23 protein-coding genes are annotated in these 25,965 nt (G+C 54.6%); 7 read left to right on the top strand and 16 right to left on the bottom strand.

Features of this window, described 5'->3' with window-relative positions:
- The first annotated feature begins 3 nt into the window (after window positions 1-3).
- Window positions 4-1,218 carry a hypothetical protein gene (locus AC2A1E_RS02520; protein ID WP_484382405.1) on the top strand — a complete coding sequence of 405 codons (1,215 nt, stop codon included), beginning with the start codon at window positions 4-6 and terminating at the stop codon, window positions 1,216-1,218.
- 37 nt (window positions 1,219-1,255) lie between these two features.
- On the opposite strand, the gene AC2A1E_RS02515 is transcribed toward AC2A1E_RS02520, so the two are convergent.
- From AC2A1E_RS02515 to AC2A1E_RS02470, 10 genes are all read right to left on the bottom strand, one after another.
- Entirely contained in the window at window positions 1,256-2,578 is a 1,323-nt protein-coding gene (locus AC2A1E_RS02515; RefSeq protein ID WP_484382404.1) for an ATP-binding protein, read from the bottom strand.
- 5 nt (window positions 2,579-2,583) lie between these two features.
- Window positions 2,584-3,264, bottom strand: coding sequence for a response regulator transcription factor (locus AC2A1E_RS02510; RefSeq protein ID WP_484382403.1), 681 nt, complete (start codon window positions 3,262-3,264; stop codon window positions 2,584-2,586).
- 120 nt (window positions 3,265-3,384) lie between these two features.
- On the bottom strand, window positions 3,385-4,266 hold the full coding sequence (gene cysM / locus AC2A1E_RS02505; protein WP_484382402.1) for a cysteine synthase CysM: 882 nt from the start codon (window positions 4,264-4,266) through the stop codon (window positions 3,385-3,387).
- 76 nt (window positions 4,267-4,342) lie between these two features.
- Window positions 4,343-5,431, bottom strand: coding sequence for a sulfate/thiosulfate ABC transporter ATP-binding protein CysA (gene cysA / locus AC2A1E_RS02500; RefSeq protein WP_459401830.1), 1,089 nt, complete (start codon window positions 5,429-5,431; stop codon window positions 4,343-4,345).
- Window positions 5,421-6,296 (bottom strand): sulfate/thiosulfate ABC transporter permease CysW, encoded by an 876-nt coding sequence (gene cysW / locus AC2A1E_RS02495; protein ID WP_459401829.1) that lies wholly within the window; start codon window positions 6,294-6,296, stop codon window positions 5,421-5,423. The genes cysA and cysW overlap by 11 nt, the downstream gene beginning before the upstream one ends.
- Window positions 6,296-7,129, bottom strand: a complete 834-nt coding sequence (gene cysT / locus AC2A1E_RS02490) for a sulfate/thiosulfate ABC transporter permease CysT (protein WP_459401828.1) — start codon at window positions 7,127-7,129, stop codon at window positions 6,296-6,298. The genes cysW and cysT overlap by 1 nt, the downstream gene beginning before the upstream one ends.
- Window positions 7,129-8,142, bottom strand: a complete 1,014-nt coding sequence (locus AC2A1E_RS02485) for a sulfate ABC transporter substrate-binding protein (protein ID WP_484382401.1) — start codon at window positions 8,140-8,142, stop codon at window positions 7,129-7,131. The genes cysT and AC2A1E_RS02485 overlap by 1 nt, the downstream gene beginning before the upstream one ends.
- Window positions 8,143-8,342: 200 nt before the next feature.
- Window positions 8,343-9,242: a Dyp-type peroxidase gene (locus tag AC2A1E_RS02480; RefSeq protein WP_484382400.1), complete on the bottom strand. Its 900-nt coding sequence runs from the start codon at window positions 9,240-9,242 to the stop codon at window positions 8,343-8,345.
- A 177-nt stretch (window positions 9,243-9,419) separates the two neighbouring features.
- Window positions 9,420-10,004, bottom strand: a complete 585-nt coding sequence (locus AC2A1E_RS02475) for an RpoE-regulated lipoprotein (RefSeq protein ID WP_484382399.1) — start codon at window positions 10,002-10,004, stop codon at window positions 9,420-9,422.
- Window positions 10,005-10,123: 119 nt separating this feature from the next.
- Window positions 10,124-10,588, bottom strand: coding sequence for a DUF2919 domain-containing protein (locus tag AC2A1E_RS02470; protein WP_484382398.1), 465 nt, complete (start codon window positions 10,586-10,588; stop codon window positions 10,124-10,126).
- 171 nt (window positions 10,589-10,759) lie between these two features.
- On the opposite strand from AC2A1E_RS02470, the gene AC2A1E_RS02465 reads away from it, so the two are divergent.
- Window positions 10,760-11,158, top strand: coding sequence for a YgiW/YdeI family stress tolerance OB fold protein (locus AC2A1E_RS02465; RefSeq protein WP_473187995.1), 399 nt, complete (start codon window positions 10,760-10,762; stop codon window positions 11,156-11,158).
- A gap of 37 nt (window positions 11,159-11,195) precedes the next feature.
- Here the strand turns inward: AC2A1E_RS02465 and AC2A1E_RS02460 are convergent, their stop codons facing one another.
- Complete coding sequence (locus AC2A1E_RS02460) at window positions 11,196-11,621, bottom strand: GNAT family acetyltransferase (RefSeq protein ID WP_076942885.1); 426 nt, start codon at window positions 11,619-11,621, stop codon at window positions 11,196-11,198.
- 168 nt (window positions 11,622-11,789) lie between these two features.
- On the opposite strand from AC2A1E_RS02460, the gene amiA reads away from it, so the two are divergent.
- Entirely contained in the window at window positions 11,790-12,680 is an 891-nt protein-coding gene (amiA, locus tag AC2A1E_RS02455; protein WP_484382397.1) for an N-acetylmuramoyl-L-alanine amidase AmiA, read from the top strand.
- A 153-nt stretch (window positions 12,681-12,833) separates the two neighbouring features.
- Here the strand turns inward: amiA and AC2A1E_RS02450 are convergent, their stop codons facing one another.
- The 4 genes from AC2A1E_RS02450 to AC2A1E_RS02435 form a co-directional block, all read right to left on the bottom strand.
- Window positions 12,834-13,661, bottom strand: a complete 828-nt coding sequence (locus AC2A1E_RS02450; protein WP_484382395.1) for a DUF6708 domain-containing protein — start codon at window positions 13,659-13,661, stop codon at window positions 12,834-12,836.
- Between the two features lies 1 nt (window position 13,662).
- Window positions 13,663-14,559, bottom strand: coding sequence for a hypothetical protein (locus tag AC2A1E_RS02445; protein ID WP_484382396.1), 897 nt, complete (start codon window positions 14,557-14,559; stop codon window positions 13,663-13,665).
- Between the two features lie 340 nt (window positions 14,560-14,899).
- Window positions 14,900-15,727 carry a DUF6708 domain-containing protein gene (locus tag AC2A1E_RS02440; protein ID WP_484382395.1) on the bottom strand — a complete coding sequence of 276 codons (828 nt, stop codon included), beginning with the start codon at window positions 15,725-15,727 and terminating at the stop codon, window positions 14,900-14,902.
- A 1-nt stretch (window position 15,728) separates the two neighbouring features.
- The gene (locus AC2A1E_RS02435) at window positions 15,729-18,848 is read right to left on the bottom strand and encodes a T6SS effector BTH_I2691 family protein (protein ID WP_484382394.1); all 3,120 of its coding nucleotides are present in this window, start codon (window positions 18,846-18,848) and stop codon (window positions 15,729-15,731) included.
- Between the two features lie 589 nt (window positions 18,849-19,437).
- Here AC2A1E_RS02435 and hemF point away from each other — a divergent pair.
- The 4 genes from hemF (at window position 19,438) to mmuM (ending at window position 23,437) form a co-directional block, all read left to right on the top strand.
- Window positions 19,438-20,358, top strand: coding sequence for an oxygen-dependent coproporphyrinogen oxidase (gene hemF, locus AC2A1E_RS02430; RefSeq protein WP_484382393.1), 921 nt, complete (start codon window positions 19,438-19,440; stop codon window positions 20,356-20,358).
- Window positions 20,358-20,813, top strand: coding sequence for a YaiI/YqxD family protein (locus tag AC2A1E_RS02425; protein ID WP_459401820.1), 456 nt, complete (start codon window positions 20,358-20,360; stop codon window positions 20,811-20,813). Before hemF ends, AC2A1E_RS02425 begins: the two co-directional genes overlap by 1 nt.
- 280 nt (window positions 20,814-21,093) lie before the next feature.
- Complete coding sequence (gene mmuP, locus AC2A1E_RS02420) at window positions 21,094-22,509, top strand: S-methylmethionine permease (RefSeq protein WP_484382392.1); 1,416 nt, start codon at window positions 21,094-21,096, stop codon at window positions 22,507-22,509.
- Window positions 22,499-23,437: a homocysteine S-methyltransferase gene (gene mmuM / locus AC2A1E_RS02415; protein WP_484382391.1), complete on the top strand. Its 939-nt coding sequence runs from the start codon at window positions 22,499-22,501 to the stop codon at window positions 23,435-23,437. Before mmuP ends, mmuM begins: the two co-directional genes overlap by 11 nt.
- A gap of 47 nt (window positions 23,438-23,484) precedes the next feature.
- On the opposite strand, the gene maeB is transcribed toward mmuM, so the two are convergent.
- Window positions 23,485-25,764, bottom strand: coding sequence for an NADP-dependent oxaloacetate-decarboxylating malate dehydrogenase (gene maeB / locus AC2A1E_RS02410; RefSeq protein ID WP_484382390.1), 2,280 nt, complete (start codon window positions 25,762-25,764; stop codon window positions 23,485-23,487).
- Window positions 25,765-25,965 lie beyond the last annotated feature (201 nt).

Genomic DNA, 25,965 nt, shown 5'->3' with positions numbered 1-25,965 from the left:
ATCATGGCAACCTCAAAAGCAGTAAACATCGCCACAGAGCATGAAAACAGAAAGAGAGAGACAATGAAAAGCATGCATATACCCTCATCGACTCATCAAAACCGGCCAAACAGTGGTACTACGCGTCTACTGACCATATTGACTTTATTACTGGTGTCCGTCCCTTCGTCCAGAGCAGTCGATATCATTACTATCGGCAAGGGTAAAGGTATTGTCTGGGAGGGATACCCCTTTAGTGCAAATTTGTCAGGAAGTATCGCTGATACTAGGTTGTTCAATATTTATGGGATAGCCGCGATATCCGATAGCCCAAACGTCTGCATGGATACTTCGAAACTTGAAGAAATTGAGGGTTATATGGCATTACCGATCGCTATAGGGGTTGGGCTGATCCCTAGGGCGACCATAAGCGCGACCTATCCTCTTACCCCTTCCAACACACAGGAAACGCTAACCGGTACGATAGGATTACCCCGCACGGAAGGGAGAACCAGTTCAGGGTTTGTCATCACGAATCCAACGACGAGTACTCTCTTTACCTCCAGGCAGTGGTGTTTACCTCCACGTCAGAACGACGTAGCTTATTTTTATCGGAATGGTTTTCTACGAACTGCTCAACTCTCAGGTACTTGGGTAATGGTGGCTAATGGCAGACAAAGCAGCCAGCAAATCATCATTCCAGCCATGTACGCCGCAAGTTTTCAGGCAGCTCATGCTGGCGCAGATCGTTCTCAACAGATTTTACCCAGTGCTATCACCCTGCGTATCTCTACCTTGGAGTGCACCATAGCCACCACCACCAATATCAACTTTGGCGGTGTGCAGCGTAATACTCAAGTTGGCAGCGAATTGGCACGTTTGTCCTATCCGCTCACCGTTGCCTGTTCACAAGATACAGACAAGATTAATGCCAATATCAACGTCCAGTTCCGCGCCGCCAGCGGCGAGTACCAATCAACCCCAACACGGCTGGCACTGACTCAAGGCGGTGGCTATATCACGGGCGAAATTGATAACGGCGTAACGGGCAGCGGTGCTTGTAACTTAACTACCGGTATTCCATTTGATAATACTCAGCTCAAAGTAGGGAGTATCAGCAACGTCGAGTCTACCAAAGTCACCAATAGCCAAATCACCTGGCGCTTGTGCTCTGGTGGAGCAACTTTACCTCTAGGCCCTGTTGATGCCTCAACAGACATGTTGGTCACCTTTAACTAACCTTCAACGATCGGGCGCTGGCATGTAGCGCCCGAGCCTATGCAACCCAGCGCGGCACCCGCAGCCTAATCACCAACCCGCCCTGTTCACCGTTATGCGCCTCTACCTGCCCACCGTGCGCCAACACGACTTTACGGGCAATCGCCAGCCCCAGCCCATACCCTTTGCCAGACAGCGCCGACTTCACCCGCACAAAGGGATCAAAAATGCTGGAAAGCTTCGACTCTTCTACCCCTGGCCCCTGATCGCTGACCTCAATCTGCAACAGTTGATCAACACAGGTCAGTTCCACCATAACCCGCTGCCCGTGGCCAGAGAAACGCAGCGCATTGCGAATGATATTTTCCACCGCGCGGCGCATCAGTTCTGCATTGCCTTTCACCGTATACTCCACGTCTGGACTGGCCTGCAATACAATCTCTACGTTAGGGATTTGCGCCTCGTAGCGCGCATCGTTCACTACCGCATCCACCAATCCGTAGAGATCAAAATACTCTTCATCTGGCAGGCAATTACTCTCAGCACGCGACAGGGTCAGCAGTTCCCCAATCATTTTGTCCAGGCGCCCTGCCTCATGCTCAATGCGCTGCAGTGAGTTTTCCACGTTATCAGGATTTTGCCGCCCCAGACCGATCGCCAACTGTAAACGTGCCAATGGCGAGCGTAGCTCATGGGAAACGTCGTGCAGCAGTTGCTCGCGGGCGCTGACCAGCAGTTCCAGCCGTTCCGCCATGGTATCGAAATCGCGCGCCACCTCGGAAAGCTCATCATGTCGCCGCCGCATCGCTGGGAACAACCGCACCGCCAAATCACCCTGTGCCACCCGTTCAAAACCGGCGCGCAGCTGGCGCATTGGGCGCGTCAGGTTCCAGGCCAGCACTGCGCTGAACAGCAACCCGCCCAAAGCACCCACCCACAGAAATGGAGCCGGGATATTAAGAAAGCGCCAGCGCTTGGTGGGGCGGTACTCTTGCCGTAGCCCTTCAAGATCATAACTCAGCAAATAACCCCGGTTATCCGCCCCGATCACCCATTTAGCCACCTTTGGTGGTAGCCGCCCCGCCTCAGCGCTTTGCACCGCATCCTCTGCCGGTGGCTGTGCCGCCGGAGTCACGGTGAAGAAACGACGATCGTTCGGCGGCCAATCAGCCACCATGGCGTTCAGCGCTGGCATGCCGCCGCTTTGTAGCACGGCAGCAGCCGATGCTATTTGCAGGCTGACCATACGCCGGGCAATGCTGGTTTCCGGTGATTCATGGCGATTACCATAAAAAGTGAAGGTGACCCACAATGCCTGGGTCATGATGATGAACGTCAGCCAAAAGCCGAGCAGGATTTTCCAGAACAGTCTTCCGCGCATAGGCATCACCTGATGCGATAACCGATACTGCGCACCGTTTCGATACTCAGCAGGTTACCGGTCAGCACACTCAATTTTTGGCGGATATTGCTGATATGAACGTCAACGCTGCGATCGTAGGCTTCACGCTGGCGCCCCAGCCCTTTCTGCGAAAGCTCGTCTTTAGAAACCACCCGCTCCGGCGCGCGCAGCAGCAGCTCCAACAAATTGAACTCCGATGCCGTCAGGTCAAACACCTTTCCTTGCCATTCCGTGCTGCGGGTGGAAGGGTTCAGCGTCAGTTCGCCAAATACCAACACCAAATCCTTATTCACCGCTTCCGGCTGTTCTTCAAAACGGCGCAGCACCGCACGCAGGCGTGCTACCAGTTCACGCGGATAGCACGGCTTGGGCACGTAATCGTCAGCCCCCATCTCCAGGCCAATCACCCGATCAATGTTGTCGCCTTTGGCGGTCAGCATGATGATCGGCAAGCGACTTTTTCTGCGCACCTCACGCAGCACATCAATGCCGCTCATATCCGGCAGCATAATATCGAGGATCATCGCGGTGTAGTTACCGGAAAGCGCCCCAGCGACTCCATCTTTGCCGTTCAGCACCAGGGTCGCGTTGAATCCTTCAGCGGTCAGGTATTCGCTCAGCATGGTACCCAGTTCAAGATCGTCGTCAACCAACAAAATTTTCATGCCTTTCTCCCTCGCTGATTCACGTCATTCTCCCGCTGATTGATTCATGGCGCAGCCGGTTTTACTCAATCCTTACATATCACACAGCGATATCAATATACCGACAGTAGGGAAGAGGCATTAGTCAAACACGCCAGTGGAGAGGTAACGATCGCCGCGATCGCAGATAATCGCCACAATCACGCTGCCTGGGTTGGCCGCTGCGATACGCAATGCGCCAGCCACGGCACCGCCGGAACTAACTCCGCAGAAGATCCCTTCGCGCTGCGCCAGTTGACGCATGGTTTGCTCGGCTAGGCTTTGGCTCATATCCAGCACCTGATCCACCAGCTCAGGGCGGAAAATACCCGGCAGGTAGGCCGCTGGCCAACGGCGAATGCCCGGAATACTGCTGCCTTCGGCCGGTTGCAGACCGATGATGTTAACCTGTGGATTTTGGCTTTTCAGGTAACTACCAACGCCGGTAATGGTGCCGGTGGTACCCATGCTGGAAACAAAATGGGTAATGCGGCCCGCCGTTTGCTGCCAGATTTCTGGGCCGGTGGTGGTGAAGTGGGCGTAGGGATTATCCAGATTATTAAACTGATCCAGCACCTTGCCCTGCCCTTGCTGCTGCATCTCCAACGCCAGATCGCGTGCCCCTTCCATCCCCTGCTCACGGCTGACCAGGATCAGTTCGGCGCCGTAAGCGCGCATTGCCGCCTGGCGTTCCATGCTCATGTTTTCCGGCATCAGCAGCTTCAGGGTATAGCCTTTCATCGCGGCAATCATCGCCAGCGCAATGCCGGTGTTGCCGCTGGTTGCCTCGATCAGCGTATCACCCGGCGTGATCTCACCGCGCAGTTCCGCCTGTTGGATCATCGCCAGCGCGGCACGATCTTTAACCGAACCTGCCGGATTATTACCTTCCAGCTTGACCCAGACTTCCGCGCTCAGCCCTTCAGCCAATCGTTGCAGTTTTACTAACGGTGTATTCCCGATGCATTGTTCCAGCGTGGTCACAATCGTTGCCTGTTTATAATGTCAAAAGGCAACCCCAAGGTTGCCTTAAATACGAATAATGGGGGGTTAAAAACTATCAGGCGCTTTTCGCTAACGCAACCGGTTGTAACAATTGTTCACCAGCATACAGGCGCGCGTTCAAGCTGCCGACATAGTAACGGCCACCGCGAGTAGGTGCCGTATTGTCTTCCGACAGCACCACGCTAATCGGTTCCTGATGCCAGCCGATCGGCTGCACGGTCAGTTGCCAGAAGTGGCCGCGCGGGCTGACTTCCAGCACCTGCACCGGTAACGGACAACGGGCACTGCTCTCAGTGCTGATCTCCATTTCCCACGGGCGCAAGAACAGATCGACGCGGCCCTGATGCATCGGCTGGAACGACAGCGGCCATTGGTGGGCGCCCACAAACAACTGCGAACCACGGATTTCGCCGTTCAGGCGGTTCACTTCACCCATAAACTCCAATACGAAACGGGTCGCTGGTTCACGCATGATCTCGACCGGTGAACCCACCTGCTCGATATTGCCCTGGCTCATCACCACGATACGATCGGCCACTTCCATTGCCTCTTCCTGATCGTGAGTGACGAACACGCTGGTGAATTTCAACTCTTCATGCAGTTGGCGCAGCCAGCGGCGCAGTTCTTTGCGCACCTGGGCATCCAATGCGCCAAAGGGTTCATCCAACAGCAGGATTTGCGGTTCCACTGCCAGCGCCCGCGCCAACGCCACACGCTGTTTCTGACCACCAGAAAGTTGCGAAGGATAGCGATTCGCCAGGTGGCCCAATTGCACCATCTCCAGCAGTTGTTCCACTTTCTGTTTGATCGCTGCGGCATTCGGGCGTTCGCGGCGCGGCAGCACGCTCAGGCCAAAAGCGATATTGTCGAATACCGTCATATGGCGGAACAGCGCATAATGCTGGAATACGAAACCGACGCGACGATCGCGCGCGTGCACGCGGCTGACATCTGTACCATGGAAGCCCAGCTTGCCGCCGCTCTGGCTTTCCAGCCCGGCGATAATCCGCAGCAGGGTGGTTTTACCGGAACCCGACGGCCCCAGCAGTGCCACCATCTCACCAGAAGGAATATCGAGCGAGATATCGTTCAATACCTTGGTACGACCGAAGAATTTGTTGATACCGTTGATCTCAATGCTCATGATTTTCCTCCCGCTCAAGACGTGCGTTCTGGCGCGCTAAACGCCATTGCAAGCCGCTTTTCAGAAATAAGGTCACTATGGCCATCAGGGTCAGCAGCGCGGCGGCGGTAAAGGCCCCGGCGGTGTTGTAATCCTGATGCAGTAATTCCACTTGCAGCGGTAAAGTGTAGGTTTCACCGCGAATCGAACCGGAAACCACCGACACCGCACCAAATTCACCAATGGCGCGCGCATTGGTCAGCACCACGCCGTACAGCAACGCCCAGCGGATGTTCGGCAGCGTGACGCGGCGGAACATCTGCCAGCCAGAAGCCCCCAGCAGCACGGCGGCCTCATCTTCGTGACTGCCCTGGCTCAACATCAGCGGCACCAGTTCACGCACCACAAACGGGCAAGTGACGAATACCGTAACCAACACCATACCCGGCCAAGCGAACATCAGTTGGATGTTATGCGCATCCAGCCAACCGCCGATCGGCCCATTAGTGCCGTAAAACAGCAGATACAATAGCCCGGCCACCACCGGCGACACGGCAAACGGCATATCAAACAGCGTTAGCAGCAATTGGCGGCCAGGGAACGTAAAGCGCGTTACCAGCCAGGCCAGCAAAGTGCCGAACACCAGATTGACCGGCACGGTAATCAGCGCCACCAGCACCGTCAGCCAGATCGCATGCAACATGTCTGGATTGGACAGGTTCTGCCACACGGCCCCCGCGCCAGAGGAGAATGCCTCGATGAAAATCACCACCATCGGCACCACCAGCAGCAGAATCGAGAACAGTACGCCGATAGCGATCAACGTCCACTTACCCCAATTCACACGCGGGCGTTCTACGCCACGAAAGGCGGTAATATCAGCCATCAGTGCCCCCCAATACGGCGGCCGAAGCGGCTCTGCAAAGTGTTAATCGCAAACAGCAGCAGTAACGATGCAGCCAGGATCACCGAGGCGATAGCGCTGGCCGCCGGGTAATCAAACTCCTGCAAACGGACAAAAATCATCAATGAGGTCACTTCGGTCTTCCAAGCGATGTTACCGGCGATAAAGATCACCGCGCCAAACTCGCCCAGGCTGCGGGTAAACGACAGCGCCGTGCCGGCCAGCAGCGCCGGGGCTACTTCCGGCAGGACTACGCGGCGGAAGCTCTGCCAGCGGCCTGCTCCCAGCGTTTCTGCTGCTTCTTCGTATTCTGGGCCCAACTCTTCCAGCACCGGTTGTACGGTGCGCACCACGAACGGAATACTGGTGAACGCCATCGCCACTGCGATGCCGAGCCAGGTAAACGACACCTTGATATCAAACTGCGCCAACCACTGCCCGTACCAGCCGGTAGTGGAAAACAGCCCGGCCAGCGTCAGGCCAGCCACCGCCGTTGGCAGCGCGAAAGGCAGGTCCATCAAGCCATCCAGCAAAGAACGGCCAGGAAATTGATAGCGGGTAAGGATCCAGGCCATCAGCATGCCGAACACCGCGTTGAAAATACTGGCCACGCCCGCCGCCAGCAGCGTCACTTTATAGGCGGCTACCACCTGCGGATTGGTGATCACTTCCCAGTATTGCGCCAGGCTCATCTGCGCCAGTTGCATCACCAGCGCGCTGAGCGGCAACAGCAAAATCAGGCAGGTATACAGCAGGCTGCTGCCCAGACTGAGGGTGAAGCCGGGCAGAACCCGCTTGCTGGACAACGCCAACATTACTTATGCCCTGCCGCTAACAGTTGATCCAGCTCGCCACCGGTCGCGAAGTGTGTGCTCATCACCTGCGGCCAACTGCCGAACTGATCTTCCACGCGGAACAGTTTGGTCTGCGGGAACTGGCCTTTCGCCGCATCCATCGCTTTCTGGTCATAGACGCGGTAATAGAAACTGGTGATCACATGCTGAGCCGTCGGGCTGTAGAGATAATTCAGATAATCTTTCGCTGCCTGCTCGGTGCCATTTTTCTCAACGTTTTTATCCACCCAGGCCACCGGGAACTCCGCCAGAATATCGACGGGTGGCACGATCACATCGTATTTGTCTTCACCGTACTGCTTGCGGATGTTATTCACTTCCGACTCAAAGCTGATCAGCACGTCGCCCAAACCGCGCTCAACGAACGTAGTGGTCGCGCCACGGCCGCCGGTATCAAACACCACCACGTTTTTCAGCAAACGGGTCATAAAGGCGCGGGTTTTGGCCTGATTGTTATCATCAGCCTGGCTGGCTGCGCCCCAAGCGGCCAAATAGGTATAACGGCCATTGCCAGAGGTTTTCGGATTCGGGAAGACCAGTTGCACATCATCACGCACCAGATCGTTCCAGGTGTGGATACCTTTCGGGTTACCCTTGTGCACCAGAAACGCCATGGTGGAATAGAACGGCGAGCTGTTATTGGGTAAACGCTGCTGCCAGTCGGCGGGGATCAGCTTGCCGCGATCGTGCAGGATCTGCACATCGGTAACCTGGTTATAGGTCACCACGTCGGCCTTAAGCCCCTGAAGGATCGCCAGCGCCTGTTTGGAAGAACCTGCGTGGGATTGTTTGATCGTCAGTTTGTCGTTCGGATGCTGCTGATTCCACTGCTGTTCAAAGCCTGGATTCAGCGCGGCAAACAATTCACGGGAAACGTCGTAGGAGCTGTTGAGCAATTCAGTTGCAGAAAGGCTACCGCTGGCCAATAACAACGCCACCAGACCTCCTTTCAGCACACTATTTTTATATTTCATTCTGCACCTTATCACTCAGTCAAACCGCCGGGTCTTTGCCCTGATGCTGACCAGTGTATTTATAACTCGATGCAGAGCTGTAACGCTTTTATATACCGTTTAGTGATTTTCAAGCATCAAATGCTCTAAGGCAGGAAGGGAGCGGTTTTGCAGTGGGGGAAGGGAAACCAGGGCCAGCGTGGCTGACCCTGGGTAAGGCATCAAAGCGACAGCAGGCGCGTCAGCGACGGCGCAAAGTAGTAACTGCCGGTCACCGCACGGCTGAAACGCAGCACAGCATCGTGTTTACCATCCAACTCGCCAAACATGCTCAGCAGTTGTTGTTCAATATTGTGCAGGCGCGCGCAGTAGGCAATAAAGTACAGGCCATGTTTGCCGCTGGCGGTGCCGTAAGGCAGGCTCTGGCGCAGGATTTTCAGCCCTTTGCCCTCTTCTTTCAGATCAACACGGCTAACGTGCGACGTCTCTGGCCGCTGCTCCGGCGGCAGTTCCTCGCTGTCATGCTTGGTACGGCCAATGATCTGCTCTTGCTGCTCGGTGGTGAAACGCTGCCATTGGCGCAGGTTATGCTCATAGCGCTGCACCAGCACATAGCTGCCGCCTGCGTCTTCATCGCCTTCACCAATCACCGCCACCACCGGGCGCTGTTCGCCCTGCGGGTTTTCGGTGCCGTCGATAAAGCCGCTCAGATCGCGCTCTTCCACCCAACGGAAACCGTGAGTTTCTTCTTCAACGCGGATGGTATTGCCAAAAGCTGCCAGTGCCGCCTGCGCCAAAGAGAAATTGACGTCATGTCGCAGAGATTGAATATGGATCAGTAAATCGCGCTGGGTCGCCGGTGCCAAACCCTTGCCCAGTGGCGTAAAAGGCTTCAGCTCTTTAGCACCCTGGCCGTTGGAAAGGTCGTGCCAGACGTCAGCGCCAAAAGCTATCACTGCGCCCAGATGGGCATCTGGGAACTGCTGTTGCAGCTCGTTAAGCGACTGGCAGAGTTGCTTACACCCCTGACGCAAATCGGCGAATTCACCCTGAACCATGGCTTCGATAAAGATGCCAAAACGGCAATGCTCCAGCAGGATCCCGCTCTGAATCTGTGTCATGTAGTTATCCTCAATACCTGAATCGGGTAACAGGTTCGCGTTCAACGCGTGGGTTCCCTGTTACAAACACGCATTATCTTAACGCACGCGAAAAAAATTACCTTAGCGGAGCGCAAAGAATAAAACGGGATTTAACGCTAAAAGATGCGGATGCCGCGAAAAACACCCGCAAGAGAATTATTGCGCTTTGGCATGCCAGATGATTTTGCTCACCGTCCAGCTCTGCAACGTGTCATCAGGTGGAATAATGTCCTGTGGGCCAGCCCACTTACCACTGAAGATATAGCTGACGTAGCGGCTTTGCTCAGCCACACACTCCACGTTTCCCGCGTCCTCGCCCTCACCCGGTTTACAGGAACCAAAGGCTTTACTGAACAGATCGCTGAATGGCGTGCCCAGCTTGCTGCCCCATTCGGTGGCAACATCAGGATCCATGACGTCGACGCGCTGCGCATAGCCTTTTGGCTCACCGGTGATCACCAGTTTCACGTTATCGCCGTCCAGCGCCTGATAGTAGGCAACGATCTGACCGTTGCTGGTCGCCATGCCGCCGCGCATGCGGTAGCTGTTGTTCAGACCTTCGCCAAGCGCGCTTTCTGTCATTGAGGTACCAGCATTAATGCCGCCGACGCCTTTGCCGCTGACTTCCACGCTGCTGCCAAACCAGTTGAACGGCGACAGGCTGGACCAAGAGAAACTACTCAAGGTCGAACAGCCGGTCAGTAGCAGTGGTAGCCCTAACAGCAGTGGGCGAATATTCATCTTATAGCTCCTTAACATCAAACACATCGGCCGTTTCAGCCTCTCATAACTGCCTGGACGACGCCATTGGTTGCGAGCTTGGAGTGTGCAAATTGGGAAAAGTGCCGCAAAAACAGGAATTAGTCCAGTTCTTCCTCTGGCATAAAGCAGGCCTTCAGGCGTTGGTTAAGCAGCAGATAACCCAGCGCCAACGCATCTAACAGCACCAACACCATGTCCAGAGGTGGCTCATTACCGCCCTGTTGCCACAGGCTGTAGAGCGATCCCAGCAAAGCGGCTGCCAGAGAAGACGCCAGCACCCAGCGCCAGCAACGCCACAAGCGCGGCCAGTGCTGGCGGCGGCCACCAATCAGGAAAGCCAGTGCCGCTGGCAGGCCCAGCAAAATACCGTACCAAAAACGCTGGGTATCGGGATAAAACAGTTGCAGCAGCCCCGTTCCTTGATCGCGCGAAGCCCCCGCCATCACAAACAATATCCAGGTGCGAGCCTGCAGTATCAATACGCCCCAAAACCATAGGGGGAGGCGCAATACACCATGCTGATCGTAATCGTCCGGTGAAAACCGGTGTGATGGATTCTTCAAACGCCATTCCTTGCTGATACCATAATCATTCATACAAATGGCGACAACGCTGACCGTTTTCAATCTCCAGCTTAAGAAGCTCTTAAGATCCTTATGGTTTAATCCTCACTATCAAACAAGCAGCCTGATGAGTAAGGCTATTGATTCTCATGAAAGATAAGGATAACACCAATGAAAAAAATCACTTTAGCACTCTTAATCGCCCTGTGTAGCGCCCCAGTTTTGGCACAGCAGGGCGGATTCCTCGATCCAAACGCCCCACAGGCCCAGACGCAAAACAGCCAACAAGGCGGTTTTTCCGGCCCAAGCGCAACGCTGACCACCGTGGATAAAGTAAAATCGATGAGCGACGATACCTGGGTGATGTTGCAGGGCAGCATTGAGCAGCGCGTGGGTGATGATACCTATACCTTCCGCGATGCTACCGGTACCCTGACGGTCGAGATCGATAAAAAACGCTGGGGCGGCCAAACCATCACCCCGAAAGACAAAGTACAGTTGGAAGGGAAAGTGGATAAAGAGTGGAGCAGCGTAGAAGTCGATGTGAAGAACATCAAAAAGCTGCCATAACCGATAATCGGGGCGGTGCGATTCACCGCCCTGACTTTTAATATTCCTGATCTTCAATCAGCCGTTTACCCAGGCTGGTAATACCCTGGATCTCATAGCCCAACTTTTCATACATCTCGATCACGGTATCATTATCTTCACGCACCATCAGTTGAATTTTTGGGCAACCGCGCGCAATCAGCTTTTTCTCCAACCGGTTAATCAGCGCATTGGCAATGCCACGGCCACGATAATCAGGGTGAACGCCCAGATAATACGCCGAGCCACGGTGGCCATCGTAGCCCCCCATTACCGAACCCACGACTTCGCCGCCCACTTCTGCCACCAGGAACAGGTCTGGATCGTGATTCAATTTGCGTTCGATATCCATTTCAGGATCGTTCCATGGCCGCAGCAGATCACAACGCTCCCACAGGGTGATGACCTCTTCAAAGTCGTCTTGTCGAAATACGCGAATTTCCATTAGATATGCGCCATTATAAAAAGGATTACTCTGATTATACTCAAAGTCGTTAGCATTGCAGCCAGACGAAACTTTCGCGTAATAAATAGCAATAGTTATCAAGTCGATTAATCAAGATCAATACGCTATAACCTCGCGAAACAGTCTTCCCCGTTGGAGCCGAGTGCGATGAAAAAACCGATTGACCCCTACCTCAGTTTTACGCCTCTCGCTACCTCACAGACACGCCGCCAACTGTTGCTCTCCGGCCTTGCTCTGGCGCTGCTTGGTGGCAAAACGTCAAGTGCTCAAGCCAGCGATTCCGGTAGTATGTTGCGCAGCCAGCACAGTAAACCTGCACCTAAAACGGCTGGCGGTAAAAAGCTGGTGATGATCGATCCCGGCCATGGCGGTATTGATTCCGGCGCCGTAGGCCGCGAAGGTTCGCAGGAAAAACATGTGGTGCTGGAAATAGCCAACCACGTGCGCCGCTTTCTGCATGAGCACGATCACGTTGAGGCACGGCTAACGCGCGAACAAGATGAATTCATCCCGCTGTTCCAGCGCGTGGAGATCGCCCACCAGCACCGGGCCGATCTGTTTATCTCGATCCACGCCGACGGTTTTACCAGCCCGGAAGCCGCCGGTGCTTCGGTATTTGCGCTCTCCAATCGTGGGGCCAGTAGCGCCATGGCGCGTTATCTGTCTAAACGGGAAAACGCCGCCGATGAAATCGCCGGGGGCAAATACCAGGAACAGGATAACTATCTGCAACAGGTATTGTTCGATCTGGTACAGACCGACACCATCAACAACAGCCTGACGCTGGGCCGCCACGTGCTGGGGCAGATCCGCCCGGTGCATCGGCTGCACAGCGACAGCACCGAGCAGGCGGCATTTGCGGTATTGAAATCCCCGTCGATTCCTTCTGTGCTGGTGGAAACCTCCTTTATTACCAACCCAGCGGAAGAGCGCCTGCTGGGGACCACCGCATTCCGCGAGAAAATCGCCCGCGCGATTGCCGACGGCGTGATCGGTTTCTTCAGTTATTACGACGCCCACGAGCGAAAACCGCGCTGAGTCTGAATCACACCCTCGATAGCGCGGCTGCCGATACCTCCGCTGCTGATGATATTGCCCTAGGCAACGTTGCCAGAAGACCTGCGCCTTGAAAACCATGCTCCCCATTCAGCATCCGTTCCATTTTCACTTCGCGCTAATATTTACCGTAGGTCATGGTGCAGTCGTAGATTCCCTGTCCAGGTCTTCGGGCCAGCGGTACTGATACTCTTCAGGTGTCCAACTTACCGGACTGTCTTTGAACATCGGCGTGGCGGGTACATTACGCCCTTGCATATACTGGCAGATATGGCTCCACTCGGCCCAAATCATGCGGATATCACCAACTACGCTGGTCACGTTAAAGCGGTGGAGCACCTGATGAGAACCCGGGCTGCACACGGCGCAGGACAGTTGGCTGCCGAAGGTGTAACGCCCGCTCCAGAATAGCCGTTCACCGTAGATGTCTTCCCAGTCAAACACCTTTACAATGACAGGCCAGTGTTTCCAGGGATTCCAGCTACGCTGATATTCATACACGTAGACCTTCTGCCGCTTACGGTTAAAACGTATGGGGGTTGAGCGAGGGCTGTACATCACTGCTCGAAATGCAAAGACAATCAAAGATACGAAAATAAAAAGGCTACATAAAGTCACAACGAATGTTGGTACATATAGAAACATTCCAGACTTAATCGTAACGCAAAGTAGAGTAATTACATAAATTGAAAGCAATATAATCAGAAACCACAACACCCCCCAAGACTTATTGGTGTAGCAGGGAATTTCCATCCAGGTGCCGTTCATTTTATTCACCCAGATGAGTTGTGGTTTATAGGTCTGCAATTCATCACGCCCCGGCAAGTCCTCTTCCCAGTAATCCGCCTGCGGTTGCAGTATCGAATGTAACGGACGGTGACGCTCTGCCAGTTCAATGGCGGCCAGCTCTTCTGCCGTAATCGGCGGCAGCTTATTGCTCTTTCGTTTTTTCTGCATGCTCATTCTACCATTGCGCCTTAACGGTTAATCCTTCCCGATACTCAGTATCCGTTATATCCGGCCAGAAGCTGACAGTCAGTGTGGCGGATTGGCACAGAGACTCCTTTACAGTGAAGCTAACCAGTAGGAGTAGCCCCTCATCCGTCACTACCCGTTTGGCTTTCGGGCTCTGACAGAATGGACTCACCGTGGTGCTGTCTGAAGCTCCATTGACATGCCGTGACTCCGCGACCAGTTCTGCCCCATCTCCGGCCAGACGGTATTGTAACGCGGAAGTCCCTTCCTGATACCCTGGTAGCACCAGCTTCACCTTCACTTCACGGTAATACTCACCATAGATAATGGTCGGAGCACTGAAGGCCACTTCAGCCACCATACCTGACATCACTGCATACCAGGCGTCCAGCATTCTGGCCAGATCCTCCTTAGCTCCGGGATGCCAGACAATATCACTGCCGTGGCGGTCTTTTCCGAAGCAGCTACATCGCAGCCAGACTTCCAGCGGCGTGCTGCGATATTGCCCGGCAGCATAAGCAATTCCAGCTCCAACCAATATCAGTAGCGCGCCTAGCCCAGCCATGCCCCCCAGAGCAAACACGCCATTCCATGAACTGATAACCCCTAAAGCTCCTCCGGTTATGGTACTAATGCCACCAAACAAATATAAGCCAGAGGATATGTAATCCCCTGATTTATATGAGTCATAGGACTGTACAAACATCCTCACACCATCAAGCACCGCAGCCGCCCCGGCAATAATCCCGCCCAATCTAATCAGGGGATGCACGTAGCCCTGTTTTTCCAGCACCTTCCAGCTCATTCGGGTTGCCAGCATATCGCTGAATCCTGCGATTTCAGACAAGGCGCTCAATACCATCAGACGGTTAATCGCCAGAGTCATTGAGGCATCGGTGTGATGGCTGACGGCCTGTTCGAGATTCTGTGTATTCTGCCCCCAGTCACGGTGATGAATATAACGGCATGTTACCTAGGCGAAAATCAATTGGAATGTGAGTTCCCCGCACCATTACGATGGAGTGATCGGTTTCTTCAGTTATTATGACGCCCATGAACGAAAGCCGCGCTGAGTCTGAATCACACCCTCGATAGCGCGGCTGCCGATACCTCCGCTGCTGATGATATTGACCTAGGCAACGTTGCCAGCAGACCTGCGCCTTGAAAACCATGCTCCCCATTCAGCATCCGTTCCATTTTCACTTCGCGCTAATATTTACCGTAGGTCATGGTGCAGTCGTAGATTCCCTGTCCAGGTCTTCGGGCCAGCGGTACTGATACTCTTCAGGTGTCCAACTTACCGGGCTGTCTTTGAACATCGGCGTGGCGGGTACATTACGCCCTTGCATATACTGGCAGATATGGCTCCACTCGGCCCAAATCATGCGGATATCACCAACTACGCTGGTCACGTTAAAGCGGTGGAGCACCTGATGAGAACCCGGGCTGCACACGGCGCAGGACAGTTGGCTGCCGAAGGTGTAACGCCCGCTCCAGAATAGCCGTTCACCGTAGATGTCTTCCCAGTCAAACACCTTTACAATGACAGGCCAGTGTTTCCAGGGATTCCAGCTACGCTGATATTCATACACGTAGACCTTCTGCCGCTTACGGTTAAAACGTATGGGGGTTGAGCGAGGGCTGTACATCACTGCTCGAAATGCAAAGACAATCAAAGATACGAAAATAAAAAGGCTACATAAAGTCACAACGAATGTTGGTACATATAGAAACATTCCAGACTTAATCGTAACGCAAAGTAGAGTAATTACATAAATTGAAAGCAATATAATCAGAAACCACAACACCCCCCAAGACTTATTGGTGTAGCAGGGAATTTCCATCCAGGTGCCGTTCATTTTATTCACCCAGATGAGTTGTGGTTTATAGGTCTGCAATTCATCACGCCCCGGCAAGTCCTCTTCCCAGTAATCCGCCTGCGGTTGCAGTATCGAATGTAACGGACGGTGACGCTCTGCCAGTTCAATGGCGGCCAGCTCTTCTGCCGTAATCGGCGGCAGCTTATTGCTCTTTCGTTTTTTCTGCATGCTCATTCTACCATTGCGCCTTAACGGTTAATCCTTCCCGATACTCAGTATCCGTTATATCCGGCCAGAAGCTGACAGTCAGTGTGGCGGATTGGCACAGAGACTCCTTTACAGTGAAGCTAACCAGTAGGAGTAGCCCCTCATCCGTCACTACCCGTTTGGCTTTCGGGCTCTGACAGAATGGACTCACCGTGGTGCTGTCTGAAGCTCCATTGACATGCCGTGACTCCGCGACCAGTTCTGCCCCATCTCCGGCCAGACGGTATTGTAACGCGGAAGTCCCTTCCTGATACCCTGGTAGCACCAGCTTCACCTTCACTTCACGGTAATACTCACCATAGATAATGGTCGGAGCACTGAAGGCCACTTCAGCCACCATACCTGACATCACTGCATACCAGGCGTCCAGCATTCTGGCCAGATCCTCCTTAGCTCCGGGATGCCAGACAATATCACTGCCGTGGCGGTCTTTTCCGAAGCAGCTACATCGCAGCCAGACTTCCAGCGGCGTGCTGCGATATTGCCCGGCAGCATAAGCAATTCCAGCTCCAACCAATATCAGCAGCGCGCCTAGCCCAGCCATGCCCCCCAGAGCAAACACGCCATTCCATGAACTGATAACTCCTAACGCTCCTCCGGTTATGGTACTAATGCCACCAAACAAATATAAGCCAGAGGATATGTAATCCCCTGATTTATATGAGTCATAGGACTGTACAAACATCCTCACACCATCAAGCACCGCAGCCGCCCCGGCAATAATCCCGCCCAATCTAATCAGGGGATGCACGTAGCCCTGTTTTTCCAGCACCTTCCAGCTCATTCGGGTTGCCAGCATATCGCTGAATCCTGCGATTTCAGACAAGGCGCTCAGTACCATCAGACGGTTAATCGCCAGAGTCATTGAGGCATCGGTGTGATGGCTGACGGCCTGTTCGAGATTCTGTGTATTCTGCCCCCAGTCACGGATTTGTAGCCCCAGCATGACCGCCGAAAGCACCAGACCGACACTGCTACCGCTGAGGAAACGGCGACTACGCTCCGTCAGCAGGTTTTCCGGGCTTACCGATGTTACACGGGCACCGACATCCTCCCGTAACGAGATAGCGGAAATTCGCAGATCGTTAACCGCCGACACCATTCGTGGGTCTGTGACTGGTAATGCAGCGCCGCCAGTGGCCGCCTCAAGAGCCGCTTTACCCTGGGCAAAATCAAATGCCGTAATATTGAGTCTGACAGGCAAGGCCAGAATTTTCGGGTCATTGATGTTCGTTATCCCCCCTATCGCAGCAGCGTATCCACCCGACCCGTTTCGCGTGAGGGCCCCACCAAATGCGGCATTATTCTCAGCCATGGAAAAAGCACCAAAAGAGGCCCCGTTCAGCCTGATGAGGCGCTGAGCGCCCCTGACGGTGGTGTCCAGTTGTAAAAGCGCAGGGGATGCCCCTGTTGTGCTGTACGCTGTCCCCTGAAGCATCCGGCCATATCCATCGCGGGCAGCATCGTCCAGTTGATTCATTAAGCGGCTGAATGCGGCATTCAGTGCCATAATGCGTCCGGTGATAAGCTGTTGAATAGGTTCATACTTCAGGAAATCGGCAAACTCATCCGATGCCCCAGCCGTTTTCAGATAGGAATAACCTGCTGCACCATCGAGAATAGACGCGGTATTTGGTGCCAGCTCTTGCAGAGCGTCAGCACCTTTCAGATCTTTATAACTTGCCGAGCCGTCAAAGATGGCGGGAGCCTTTGTGGGGTTGCGGGCCAGCAGGCCAATATAGGCCAGAGAGTTTGCCGTCTTCATCCATCCCAGCCAGACTTTATCACTGTGCTTGCCAACGGGGCCGCCCTGAAGGCAGACGGTCAGGGTTTTCATGTGCAACAGCCAGTCCCGAGCATGCTGCTCTGGGGCATAGTCGTGTGCCATGACCGTCAGCCAGTCCTTGCTCAGATACCAGGCGGATAAATCGGCATCCACCGCCGTGATTTTCTTCTGCCAATTATCCACGTAACGCTTGTACGTCTGCTCAAACGCCACCCGGTCGGCTTCACTGTAACAAGTATTCAATCTGGCAAACTCGAAAGCTGAATTCCTTGCAGCCACTTCTTCAGCCGAAGCGCTCTGGTGCATCGCCATAGGATAGCCAGAGTCTGGGCGTCCGAATTCAGGCTGGCTGTTTTTCTGAATCGCTTCCTGGATGAGTTCCATGGTACGGGAAATCGCCCCGGCGGTCATATGCTGGTGGCGGATTTCAGTGCGTGAGGTATAGGCATGACAATCCTCTATCAGTTGCAGACGGCCACTGTTCAGTTCCTGAATCACCCCCACTGTATCATCAAGAATAATGGCTCCCGCACTGCCATACAGCCTGATAATATTCGCCACCTTGTCACGCATGGCATTAAGCTTTTTGACTTCCTTGCGGGGGTAAAATCCGTGTATCGCATCCACAATCGGCTTGCTGTACGGGCCTACCGCCGCCCCCGGAGACGGGTAAAGTTCAGTCTTAAACTCCAGCACTCGCTCCGTCAGTGATGACAGGCTGGCGTCCAGCGCTACACCACAGGGTTGCCCACCAGGGGCGGTCTGAAAGGCTTTCAGGTCGATATGCGTAAAACGTCCTGCCGGGCGTTCAGTCTGGTACTGTTGTAATACTGCCGGGCTCCACGGATCGCTGCTGAAGGCTAGCTCTGCCTGGCTGTATTGCCTGGTATCGATATTGATGAAGCTCGCGATAATGTCATGGTTCTGTGTCCGGCACGCTTCGGCAAGGGGGACGGCGGTTTCACTTTCGGGTCGGTGCCCGTAGAAGAACGACCGCATATGACCTTCTGCGGTGACCTGATACGCCTGCCAAACGCGGTTATCCAACAGGACATACAGATAGCCTTCACGTAGGGTACGCAGGGCATACTTGTACTCACCCCCTGTCAGCTTGATTGTCTGCTCCGGCACTTCGGGTTGCCACGATGAAACACCTGCCATTCTCGGCACGGCTGCTACGCGTAGTGGGAAGATAGCTAATCCCTCCCGACGACAGGCTTTGCAGTCAGAGGGAAGAATGCCGGCCTGCTGGCTTAGTTCAGCATTACGTGCAGTTTGTTCACGGATCGTTAGATTTTCCATCTCTTACTCACTTTGATTAGTCCCTGATACCGTCGCTTGAAGCGTTTGTATAAAGCTACGTGTCGCGCGTGTATACACCAGAGCTATTTGGGAGAGAACTGAGTGGGATAGCAATAGCGTGGAGTTCTTGGCAGCGGATAGTCTACAGACCGACAGCGTAACTGGCGATACTAACCAACTGAAATCGCTATGTGGAATCTGAAAAGGCGCGTAAATCAAACGAATTACACCCAGAGTGTAGTCAGTAGCGGTAGCGCTATCCCCACTCAGGCTATCCATTCTGGTCAGGGACAAGGGACGGTGCAGCAAAGTTGACCATATTCAGTTCGACCTCAATCACCGACACTTATCCAAAAGTGTGCTGTGCGGCAATAAACAGCGGTGACAGATTGTCGCGGTGAGTAGCAGCATGGCGAATACAGAAGGGTAGACACTACCGCTTTCCATGAGCTGACGGGATGGTAGACACGTTGATCAGCAAATTGCAGTTTCACGGTTTGACTGCCAGCAAGGAGGCACTTGCTGCAACCCCAATGACTTTATGTATATACTTAGCGCCCTGTTCCGCCACCCGTTGTGAATAACCTGTATGAGTTTACCCACCATTGCCGCAGTAAAATCCTTTCTGCTGGCGCTGCAAGATCACCTTTGTGAACAATTGGCACAGGCCGACGGCAGCGCCAATTTTCATGAAGACCGTTGGGAACGCGCAGAAGGCGGCGGTGGCCGCAGCCGAGTGCTGACCAAGGGCGCGGTGTTTGAGCAGGCCGGGGTTAACTTCTCCCATGTTTCCGGTGCCGCGCTGCCCGCCTCTGCTACTGCCCATCGCCCTGAACTGGCCGGGCGCAGCTTCCAGGCGATGGGGGTTTCGCTGGTGATCCATCCCCTCAGCCCTTACATCCCCACCAGCCACGCCAACGTGCGGTTCTTTATTGCCGAGAAAGCGGGTGAAGAGCCGGTCTGGTGGTTCGGCGGCGGTTTCGATCTGACGCCGTTCTATGGCTTTGAAGAAGACGCCATCCACTGGCACCGCACGGCGCAGCAGCTCTGCGCGCCATTCGGTAACGATGTTTACCCGAAATACAAAAAATGGTGCGACGACTATTTCTTTATCAAACACCGTAGCGAAGCACGCGGCATTGGCGGCCTGTTCTTTGACGATCTGAACACGCCAGACTTTGACAGCTGTTTCGCCTTTACCCGCGCGGTGGGCGAAGGCTTCCTGGATGCCTATCTGCCGATTGTGGCAAGGCGTAAAACATTGTCGTGGGGCGAAAGCCAGCGCCAGTTCCAGCTTTACCGCCGTGGCCGCTATGTGGAATTCAATCTGGTGTGGGATCGCGGTACGCTGTTCGGCCTGCAAACCGGTGGCCGCACCGAATCGATTTTGATGTCCATGCCACCGCTGGTGCGCTGGGAATATAACCATCAACCGAAAGCAGGTAGCCCGGAAGCCGCACTGTATAGCGACTTCCTGCCGGTACGCGACTGGTTGCAGGAGAAACAATAATGCAGATTTGGGTCGATGCGGATGCCTGTCCGAACGTGATTAAGGAAGTGCTGTTCCGTGCCGCAGATCGTGCCGCCATGCCGGTCACGCTGGTGGCTAACCAGCCGTTGCGCACACCACCGTCTAAATTCATCCGCACCTTGCAGGTTGCTGCGGGTTTTGACGTGGCGGATAACGAAATCGTACGCCGCTGCGAGCCGAACGACCTGGTGATCACCGCCGATATTCCACTGGCGGCCGAGGTGATAGAGAAAGGGGCGATCGCGCTGAATCCGCGCGGTGAACGCTACACACCAGATACCATCCGCGAGCGCCTGAATATGCGTGATTTTATGGATACCCTGCGCTCCAGCGGCATCCAGACCGGTGGGCCAAATACCTTAAACCAGCGCGATCGCCAGCAGTTTGCCAACGAACTGGATAAGTGGCTGCAACAGGCGAAACGGGCGCAGTAACGCCGTAATGCCGGTCAGTTAAGTGCAAAACTGCATAATCATGCACAATTGCTAAAGGAGTTGCCTCCTCTCCCTGTGGAAGAGGGCCTGTAGCACGCTGATCGTCCCTAACCCTCCCCAAGAGAACTGGTTAGCCTTAACTGACAAGCATTACGCAATAACTCAGCCGGTTATTTCTACCGCGGCTATCCTATATTTGGCATCACGTTGATTTTATCCACTATTGGGGGTATAACCATTAGCCATCTGGCTATTTAGCCGTCTATATGGATATAAAGTCATGCAAACAGCGCCTCCTGTTGAAGGGCAATTCAAGCGCACCATGAAGGCCCGGCATCTGGTGATGCTGTCATTGGGTGGCGTGATCGGCACCGGGCTGTTTTTCAATACCGGCTACATCATTGCCACCACCGGGGCCCTCGGCACTCTGCTGGCTTATCTGATCGGCGCACTGGTGGTCTATCTGGTGATGCTGTGTTTGGGTGAACTGGCGGTCGCCATGCCGGAAACCGGCGCATTTCACGTCTATGCTTCGCGTTATCTGGGCCCGGCAACCGGTTATACCGTGGCCTGGCTGTACTGGCTGACCTGGACGGTCGCCCTCGGCTCCAGCCTAACCGCCGCCGGATTCTGTATGCAATACTGGTTCCCCCAGTCACCGGTCTGGTTGTGGTGCCTGATCTTTTGTCTGGCGATCTTCCTGCTCAATATCATCACCACCCGTTTCTTTGCCGAAAGTGAATTCTGGTTCTCACTGATCAAGGTGATCACCATTCTGGCGTTTATCGTGCTGGGCGGTGCGGCTATGTTCGGACTGATACCGATGAAAGACGGTACGCCAGCACCATTTCTGCATAACCTCACCTCATCCGGTTGGTTGCCGAACGGCACGTTACCAATCCTGATGACCATGGTGGCGGTTAACTTTGCCTTTTCGGGAACGGAGTTGATTGGTATCGCCGCCGGTGAAACGGAAAACCCGGAGAAAGTGGTGCCTTGGGCGATCCGTACTACGGTGATCCGCCTGATGCTGTTCTTTATTGGTACGGTGTTTATTCTGGCAGCGCTGATCCCCATGGATCAGGCCGGGATCGTCAAAAGCCCGTTTGTGCTGGTGTTTGAACGTATCGGCGTGCCTTATGCCGCCGATATTTTTAACTTCGTGATCCTCACCGCAATTCTTTCTGCTGCCAACTCTGGCCTGTATGCCTCGGGCCGCATGCTGTGGTCGCTGGCCAATCAGCGCACGCTGCCAGCGTATTTTTCGCGGGTCAATGCGCGCGGTATCCCGATCAACGCACTGACCTTCAGCATGCTCGGCGGAGTCTTGGCGCTGCTGACCAGCGTGATCGCTCCCGATACGGTGTTTGTGGCGTTATCGGCCATTTCTGGCTTTGCGGTCGTCGCGGTCTGGTTAAGCATCTGTGCGGCGCATTATGCTTTCCGCCGCCATTATCTGCGCAGCGGCCAGCCGCTGGCTGGGCTGAAATATCGCGCCCCCGGCTATCCGTTGACGCCAATTGCTGGCTTCCTGCTGTGCCTGCTGGCCTGCGTTGGCCTGGCGTTTGATCCTGAACAGCGCGTGGCCTTGTACTGCGGCCTGCCGTTTGTCGCGCTGTGTTACCTGCTCTATTACCTGACCCACCGGGCCGGGCAGAAAACCTTACTGAAGACCGGAGAAGACCATGTCGGTTAATAATCCTATCGCTCCTCTGTTGGCAAATAACCGCACGTTGATTCTGGACGGAGCCTTGGCTACCGAGCTAGAAGCGCGTGGCTGCGATCTGACCGATCCGCTGTGGTCAGCCAAAGTGCTGATCGAGAACCCGCAACTGATTTATCGCGTCCATCTGGACTATTTCAACGCCGGGGCACAGTGCGCCATCACCGCCAGCTATCAGGCAACGCCGCGGGGTTTTCTGCGCCGTGGGCTTGATGAGCAGCAATCACTCGCGCTCATCGCTAAAAGCGTGCAGTTGGCACAGCAGGCGCGCGCGGATTACCTGGCCAAGCACCCGCAGGCCGCGCCGTTGCTGGTTGCCGGTTCGGTCGGCCCTTACGGTGCCTATCTTGCCGATGGTTCTGAGTATCGTGGGGATTACCATTTACCGCAGGAAGAGATGATCGCGTTTCATCGCCCGCGCATTGCGGCCTTAGCCGCCGCAGGGGTCGATCTGCTGGCCTGTGAAACCCTGCCGTCTTTCGCCGAATTGCAGGCATTGCTGGTACTGTTGCGGCAATTCCCGACGCTGGGTGCCTGGTTCTCGTTCACACTGCGTGATAGCCAGCATCTGAGCGACGGTACCCCGCTGGTTGAAGCGATCGCCGCGATGCAGGGCAACCCACAGGTATTAGCGATCGGGATTAACTGTATTGCGCTGGAAAACGTTACCCCGGCGTTGCAGCAGTTTGCCGCGCTGAGCGATAAACCGCTGTTGGTTTATCCTAACTCCGGTGAGCACTACGATGCGGTGAGCAAAACCTGGCACCACTGCGGCGATGAGCAACATCATCTGATCAATCAAATCGTAGACTGGCAACGCAACGGTGCCCGCCTGATCGGTGGTTGCTGTCGAACCACCCCTGCTGATATTCAGGCGATTGCCGAACGCTGCAAAGCATAAAAAAACGCCCCCTGCTGTCACAGCAACAGGGGGTTTTTATTACAGCCTTATAGCGGTTCGGTCTGCGCTTCTACCACCGCCAGCGCCACCATGTTCACGATGCGGCGTACTGAAGCGATCGGCGTCAGGATATGCACGGGTTTGGACACCCCCATCAGCACCGGCCCTACGGTGACGCCTTCAGAAGAGGAAACGCGCAGCAGGTTATAGCTGATACGCGCCGCTTCCATATTCGGCATAATCAGCACGTTGGCAGAACCTTTGAGCGGGCTATCCGGCATCAGATCGTGGCGAATGCTTTCCACCAACGCCGCGTCGCCGTGCATTTCACCGTCAATCTCCAATTCCGGTGCCATCTGATTCACCAATTCCAACGTTTTGCGCATTTTCTGCGCCGTTGGGCTATTGGAAGAACCAAAGCTGGAATGGGACAGCAGCGCCACCTTGGGCTCGATGCCGAAGCGGCGCACGGTTTGTGCGGCCATCACGGCGATTTCTGCCAGCTGTTCCGGCGTCGGATCGTCGTTAACGTAGGTATCGGCAATAAAGGTGTTGCCGCTCGGCAGCAGTAAGGCGTTCATTGCCCCGGCTACGTGTACCCCTTCACGGAAACCGAACACTTTCTCCACCACCTGATAATGCTCATGGTAGCTGCCGATAGTGCCACAAATCATGGCATCGGCTTCACCCCGGTGCAGCATAATGGCGGCAATCAATGTTGGATTGCCGATCACCGCACGGCGTGCCTGCTCCTGCGAAACGCCACGGCGCTTCATGATCTGGTAGTACTCACCCCAGTATTCCTTGAAGCGCGGATCGGATTCGTTGTTCACCACTTCGAAATCTTTACCCGGCGTCAGCTGCAAGCCCAGTTTCGTCAGGCGTTTTTCAATCACGCTCGGGCGGCCAACCAGAATCGGATAGGCCAACCCTTGCGATACCAGCTCCTGCGTGGCGTGCAGTACGCGCTCCTCTTCCCCTTCCGCCAGCACAACGCGTTTCATCTCTTTTTTCGCCTGGGAGAAGATCGGCTTCATAAACAGGTTGGTTTTGTAGACGAACTCGCTCAATTTCTCGATGTAGGCATCAAAATCTTCAATCGGACGCGTCGCCACGCCGGAATCCATCGCCGCCTTGGCTACCGCCGGGGCGATTTTCACAATCAGGCGCGGATCGAAAGGTTTTGGAATGATGTATTCCGGGCCAAAGGAGAGCTCCTGGCCGCCATAGGCCGAAGCCACCACATCGCTCTGCTCTGCCAGCGCCAGATCGGCGATCGCATGCACACAGGCCAGCTTCATCTCTTCGTTAATGGTCGTCGCGCCCACATCCAGCGCACCACGGAAGATGAACGGGAAGCACAGCACGTTGTTAACCTGGTTCGGGTAGTCGGAACGCCCGGTACAGATAATCGCATCTGGACGCACCGCTTTAGCCAACGGCGGCAGGATTTCCGGTTCCGGGTTAGCCAGCGCCATGATCAGCGGATCTCTGGCCATGGTTTTCACCATTTCCGGCGTCAATACGCCTGGGCCGGAGCAGCCGAGGAACATATCAGCATTGGGTATGGCATCCCCCAGCGTGCGCTGGCCGTTGTCTTCGATCGCGTAGGCCGCTTTGGTCTCCTCCATGTGGGCATCGCGACCTTTGTAGATCACGCCTTTGGAGTCACAAACGGTAATATTCTGCTTGCGCAGCCCCAGTGCTACCAGCAGGTTCAGGCAGGCAATTGACGCCGCGCCCGCGCCGGAAACCACCAGCCGCACGTCAGAGATATTCTTTTTCACCACCCGCAGGCCGTTCAGCGCTGCGGCGGTGGTGATGATCGCGGTGCCGTGCTGATCGTCGTGGAATACCGGAATTTTCATGCGTTCGCGCAGTTTTTTCTCAATGTAGAAACATTCCGGCGCTTTGATATCTTCCAGGTTAATCCCGCCGAAGGTCGGCTCCAGCGAGGCAATAATGTCGATCAGTTTGTCAGGATCATGCTCATCAACTTCGATATCGAATACGTCAATACCGGAAAACTTCTTAAACAGCACACCTTTGCCTTCCATCACCGGTTTACCGGCCAACGCACCGATATTCCCCAAGCCCAGCACCGCAGTGCCGTTAGAGATCACCGCCACCAGGTTCCCGCGCGCGGTATATTTGTAAGAGGCGAGCGGATCGGCCGCAATTTCCAAGCAAGGTGCAGCCACGCCTGGCGAATAAGCCAAGGCCAGATCGCGCTGCGTTGCCAGCGGTTTGGTCGGTGATACCTGGATTTTCCCTGGAATAGGAAACTGATGGAAATCAAGAGCACTCTGTTTGAGCTGTTCGTCCATTATGGGTTCCTTTACTTGCTACTTTTTATGTTGAGGTAAGACGTTAAGGCTGAACCAGTATAGTGAGAGAATCGTCACAAACTTTGAACCGTGCCATAACCTTGATTGAAACTAACAAATAAAAGTTAAAAAGGCATTTCATTGGATGAAAAAGCAGCAGAACTAGCCAATTCCCTAAACCGGATTCGCTATCTCACTGAA

This window comes from Serratia sp. HNCC26DJ206 (assembly GCF_057180605.1).
Note: the sequence above shows the minus strand (reverse complement) of the source record. Positions and strands in the feature narration are given on the sequence as shown.

What these genes read in the sequence shown, in the direction of transcription:
- mmuM (WP_484382391.1), top strand. Translation starts at nt 22,499, where the DNA reads ATGTCGGTTAATAATCCTATCGCTCCTCTGTTGGCAAATAACCGCACG.
- AC2A1E_RS02460 (WP_076942885.1), bottom strand. Translation starts at nt 11,621, where the DNA reads ATGGAAATTCGCGTATTTCGACAAGACGACTTTGAAGAGGTCATCACC.
- AC2A1E_RS02465 (WP_473187995.1), top strand. Translation starts at nt 10,760, where the DNA reads ATGAAAAAAATCACTTTAGCACTCTTAATCGCCCTGTGTAGCGCCCCA.
- AC2A1E_RS02445 (WP_484382396.1), bottom strand. Translation starts at nt 14,559, where the DNA reads ATGACTCTGGCGATTAACCGTCTGATGGTATTGAGCGCCTTGTCTGAA.
- AC2A1E_RS02435 (WP_484382394.1), bottom strand. Translation starts at nt 18,848, where the DNA reads ATGGAAAATCTAACGATCCGTGAACAAACTGCACGTAATGCTGAACTA.
- AC2A1E_RS02510 (WP_484382403.1), bottom strand. Translation starts at nt 3,264, where the DNA reads ATGAAAATTTTGTTGGTTGACGACGATCTTGAACTGGGTACCATGCTG.
- AC2A1E_RS02485 (WP_484382401.1), bottom strand. Translation starts at nt 8,142, where the DNA reads ATGAAATATAAAAATAGTGTGCTGAAAGGAGGTCTGGTGGCGTTGTTA.
- amiA (WP_484382397.1), top strand. Translation starts at nt 11,790, where the DNA reads ATGAAAAAACCGATTGACCCCTACCTCAGTTTTACGCCTCTCGCTACC.
- AC2A1E_RS02450 (WP_484382395.1), bottom strand. Translation starts at nt 13,661, where the DNA reads ATGAGCATGCAGAAAAAACGAAAGAGCAATAAGCTGCCGCCGATTACG.
- AC2A1E_RS02440 (WP_484382395.1), bottom strand. Translation starts at nt 15,727, where the DNA reads ATGAGCATGCAGAAAAAACGAAAGAGCAATAAGCTGCCGCCGATTACG.
- cysW (WP_459401829.1), bottom strand. Translation starts at nt 6,296, where the DNA reads ATGGCTGATATTACCGCCTTTCGTGGCGTAGAACGCCCGCGTGTGAAT.
- mmuP (WP_484382392.1), top strand. Translation starts at nt 21,094, where the DNA reads ATGCAAACAGCGCCTCCTGTTGAAGGGCAATTCAAGCGCACCATGAAG.
- maeB (WP_484382390.1), bottom strand. Translation starts at nt 25,764, where the DNA reads ATGGACGAACAGCTCAAACAGAGTGCTCTTGATTTCCATCAGTTTCCT.
- AC2A1E_RS02475 (WP_484382399.1), bottom strand. Translation starts at nt 10,004, where the DNA reads ATGAATATTCGCCCACTGCTGTTAGGGCTACCACTGCTACTGACCGGC.
- AC2A1E_RS02520 (WP_484382405.1), top strand. Translation starts at nt 4, where the DNA reads ATGGCAACCTCAAAAGCAGTAAACATCGCCACAGAGCATGAAAACAGA.
- AC2A1E_RS02515 (WP_484382404.1), bottom strand. Translation starts at nt 2,578, where the DNA reads ATGCGCGGAAGACTGTTCTGGAAAATCCTGCTCGGCTTTTGGCTGACG.
- cysT (WP_459401828.1), bottom strand. Translation starts at nt 7,129, where the DNA reads ATGTTGGCGTTGTCCAGCAAGCGGGTTCTGCCCGGCTTCACCCTCAGT.
- cysA (WP_459401830.1), bottom strand. Translation starts at nt 5,431, where the DNA reads ATGAGCATTGAGATCAACGGTATCAACAAATTCTTCGGTCGTACCAAG.
- AC2A1E_RS02480 (WP_484382400.1), bottom strand. Translation starts at nt 9,242, where the DNA reads ATGACACAGATTCAGAGCGGGATCCTGCTGGAGCATTGCCGTTTTGGC.
- AC2A1E_RS02425 (WP_459401820.1), top strand. Translation starts at nt 20,358, where the DNA reads ATGCAGATTTGGGTCGATGCGGATGCCTGTCCGAACGTGATTAAGGAA.
- hemF (WP_484382393.1), top strand. Translation starts at nt 19,438, where the DNA reads ATGAGTTTACCCACCATTGCCGCAGTAAAATCCTTTCTGCTGGCGCTG.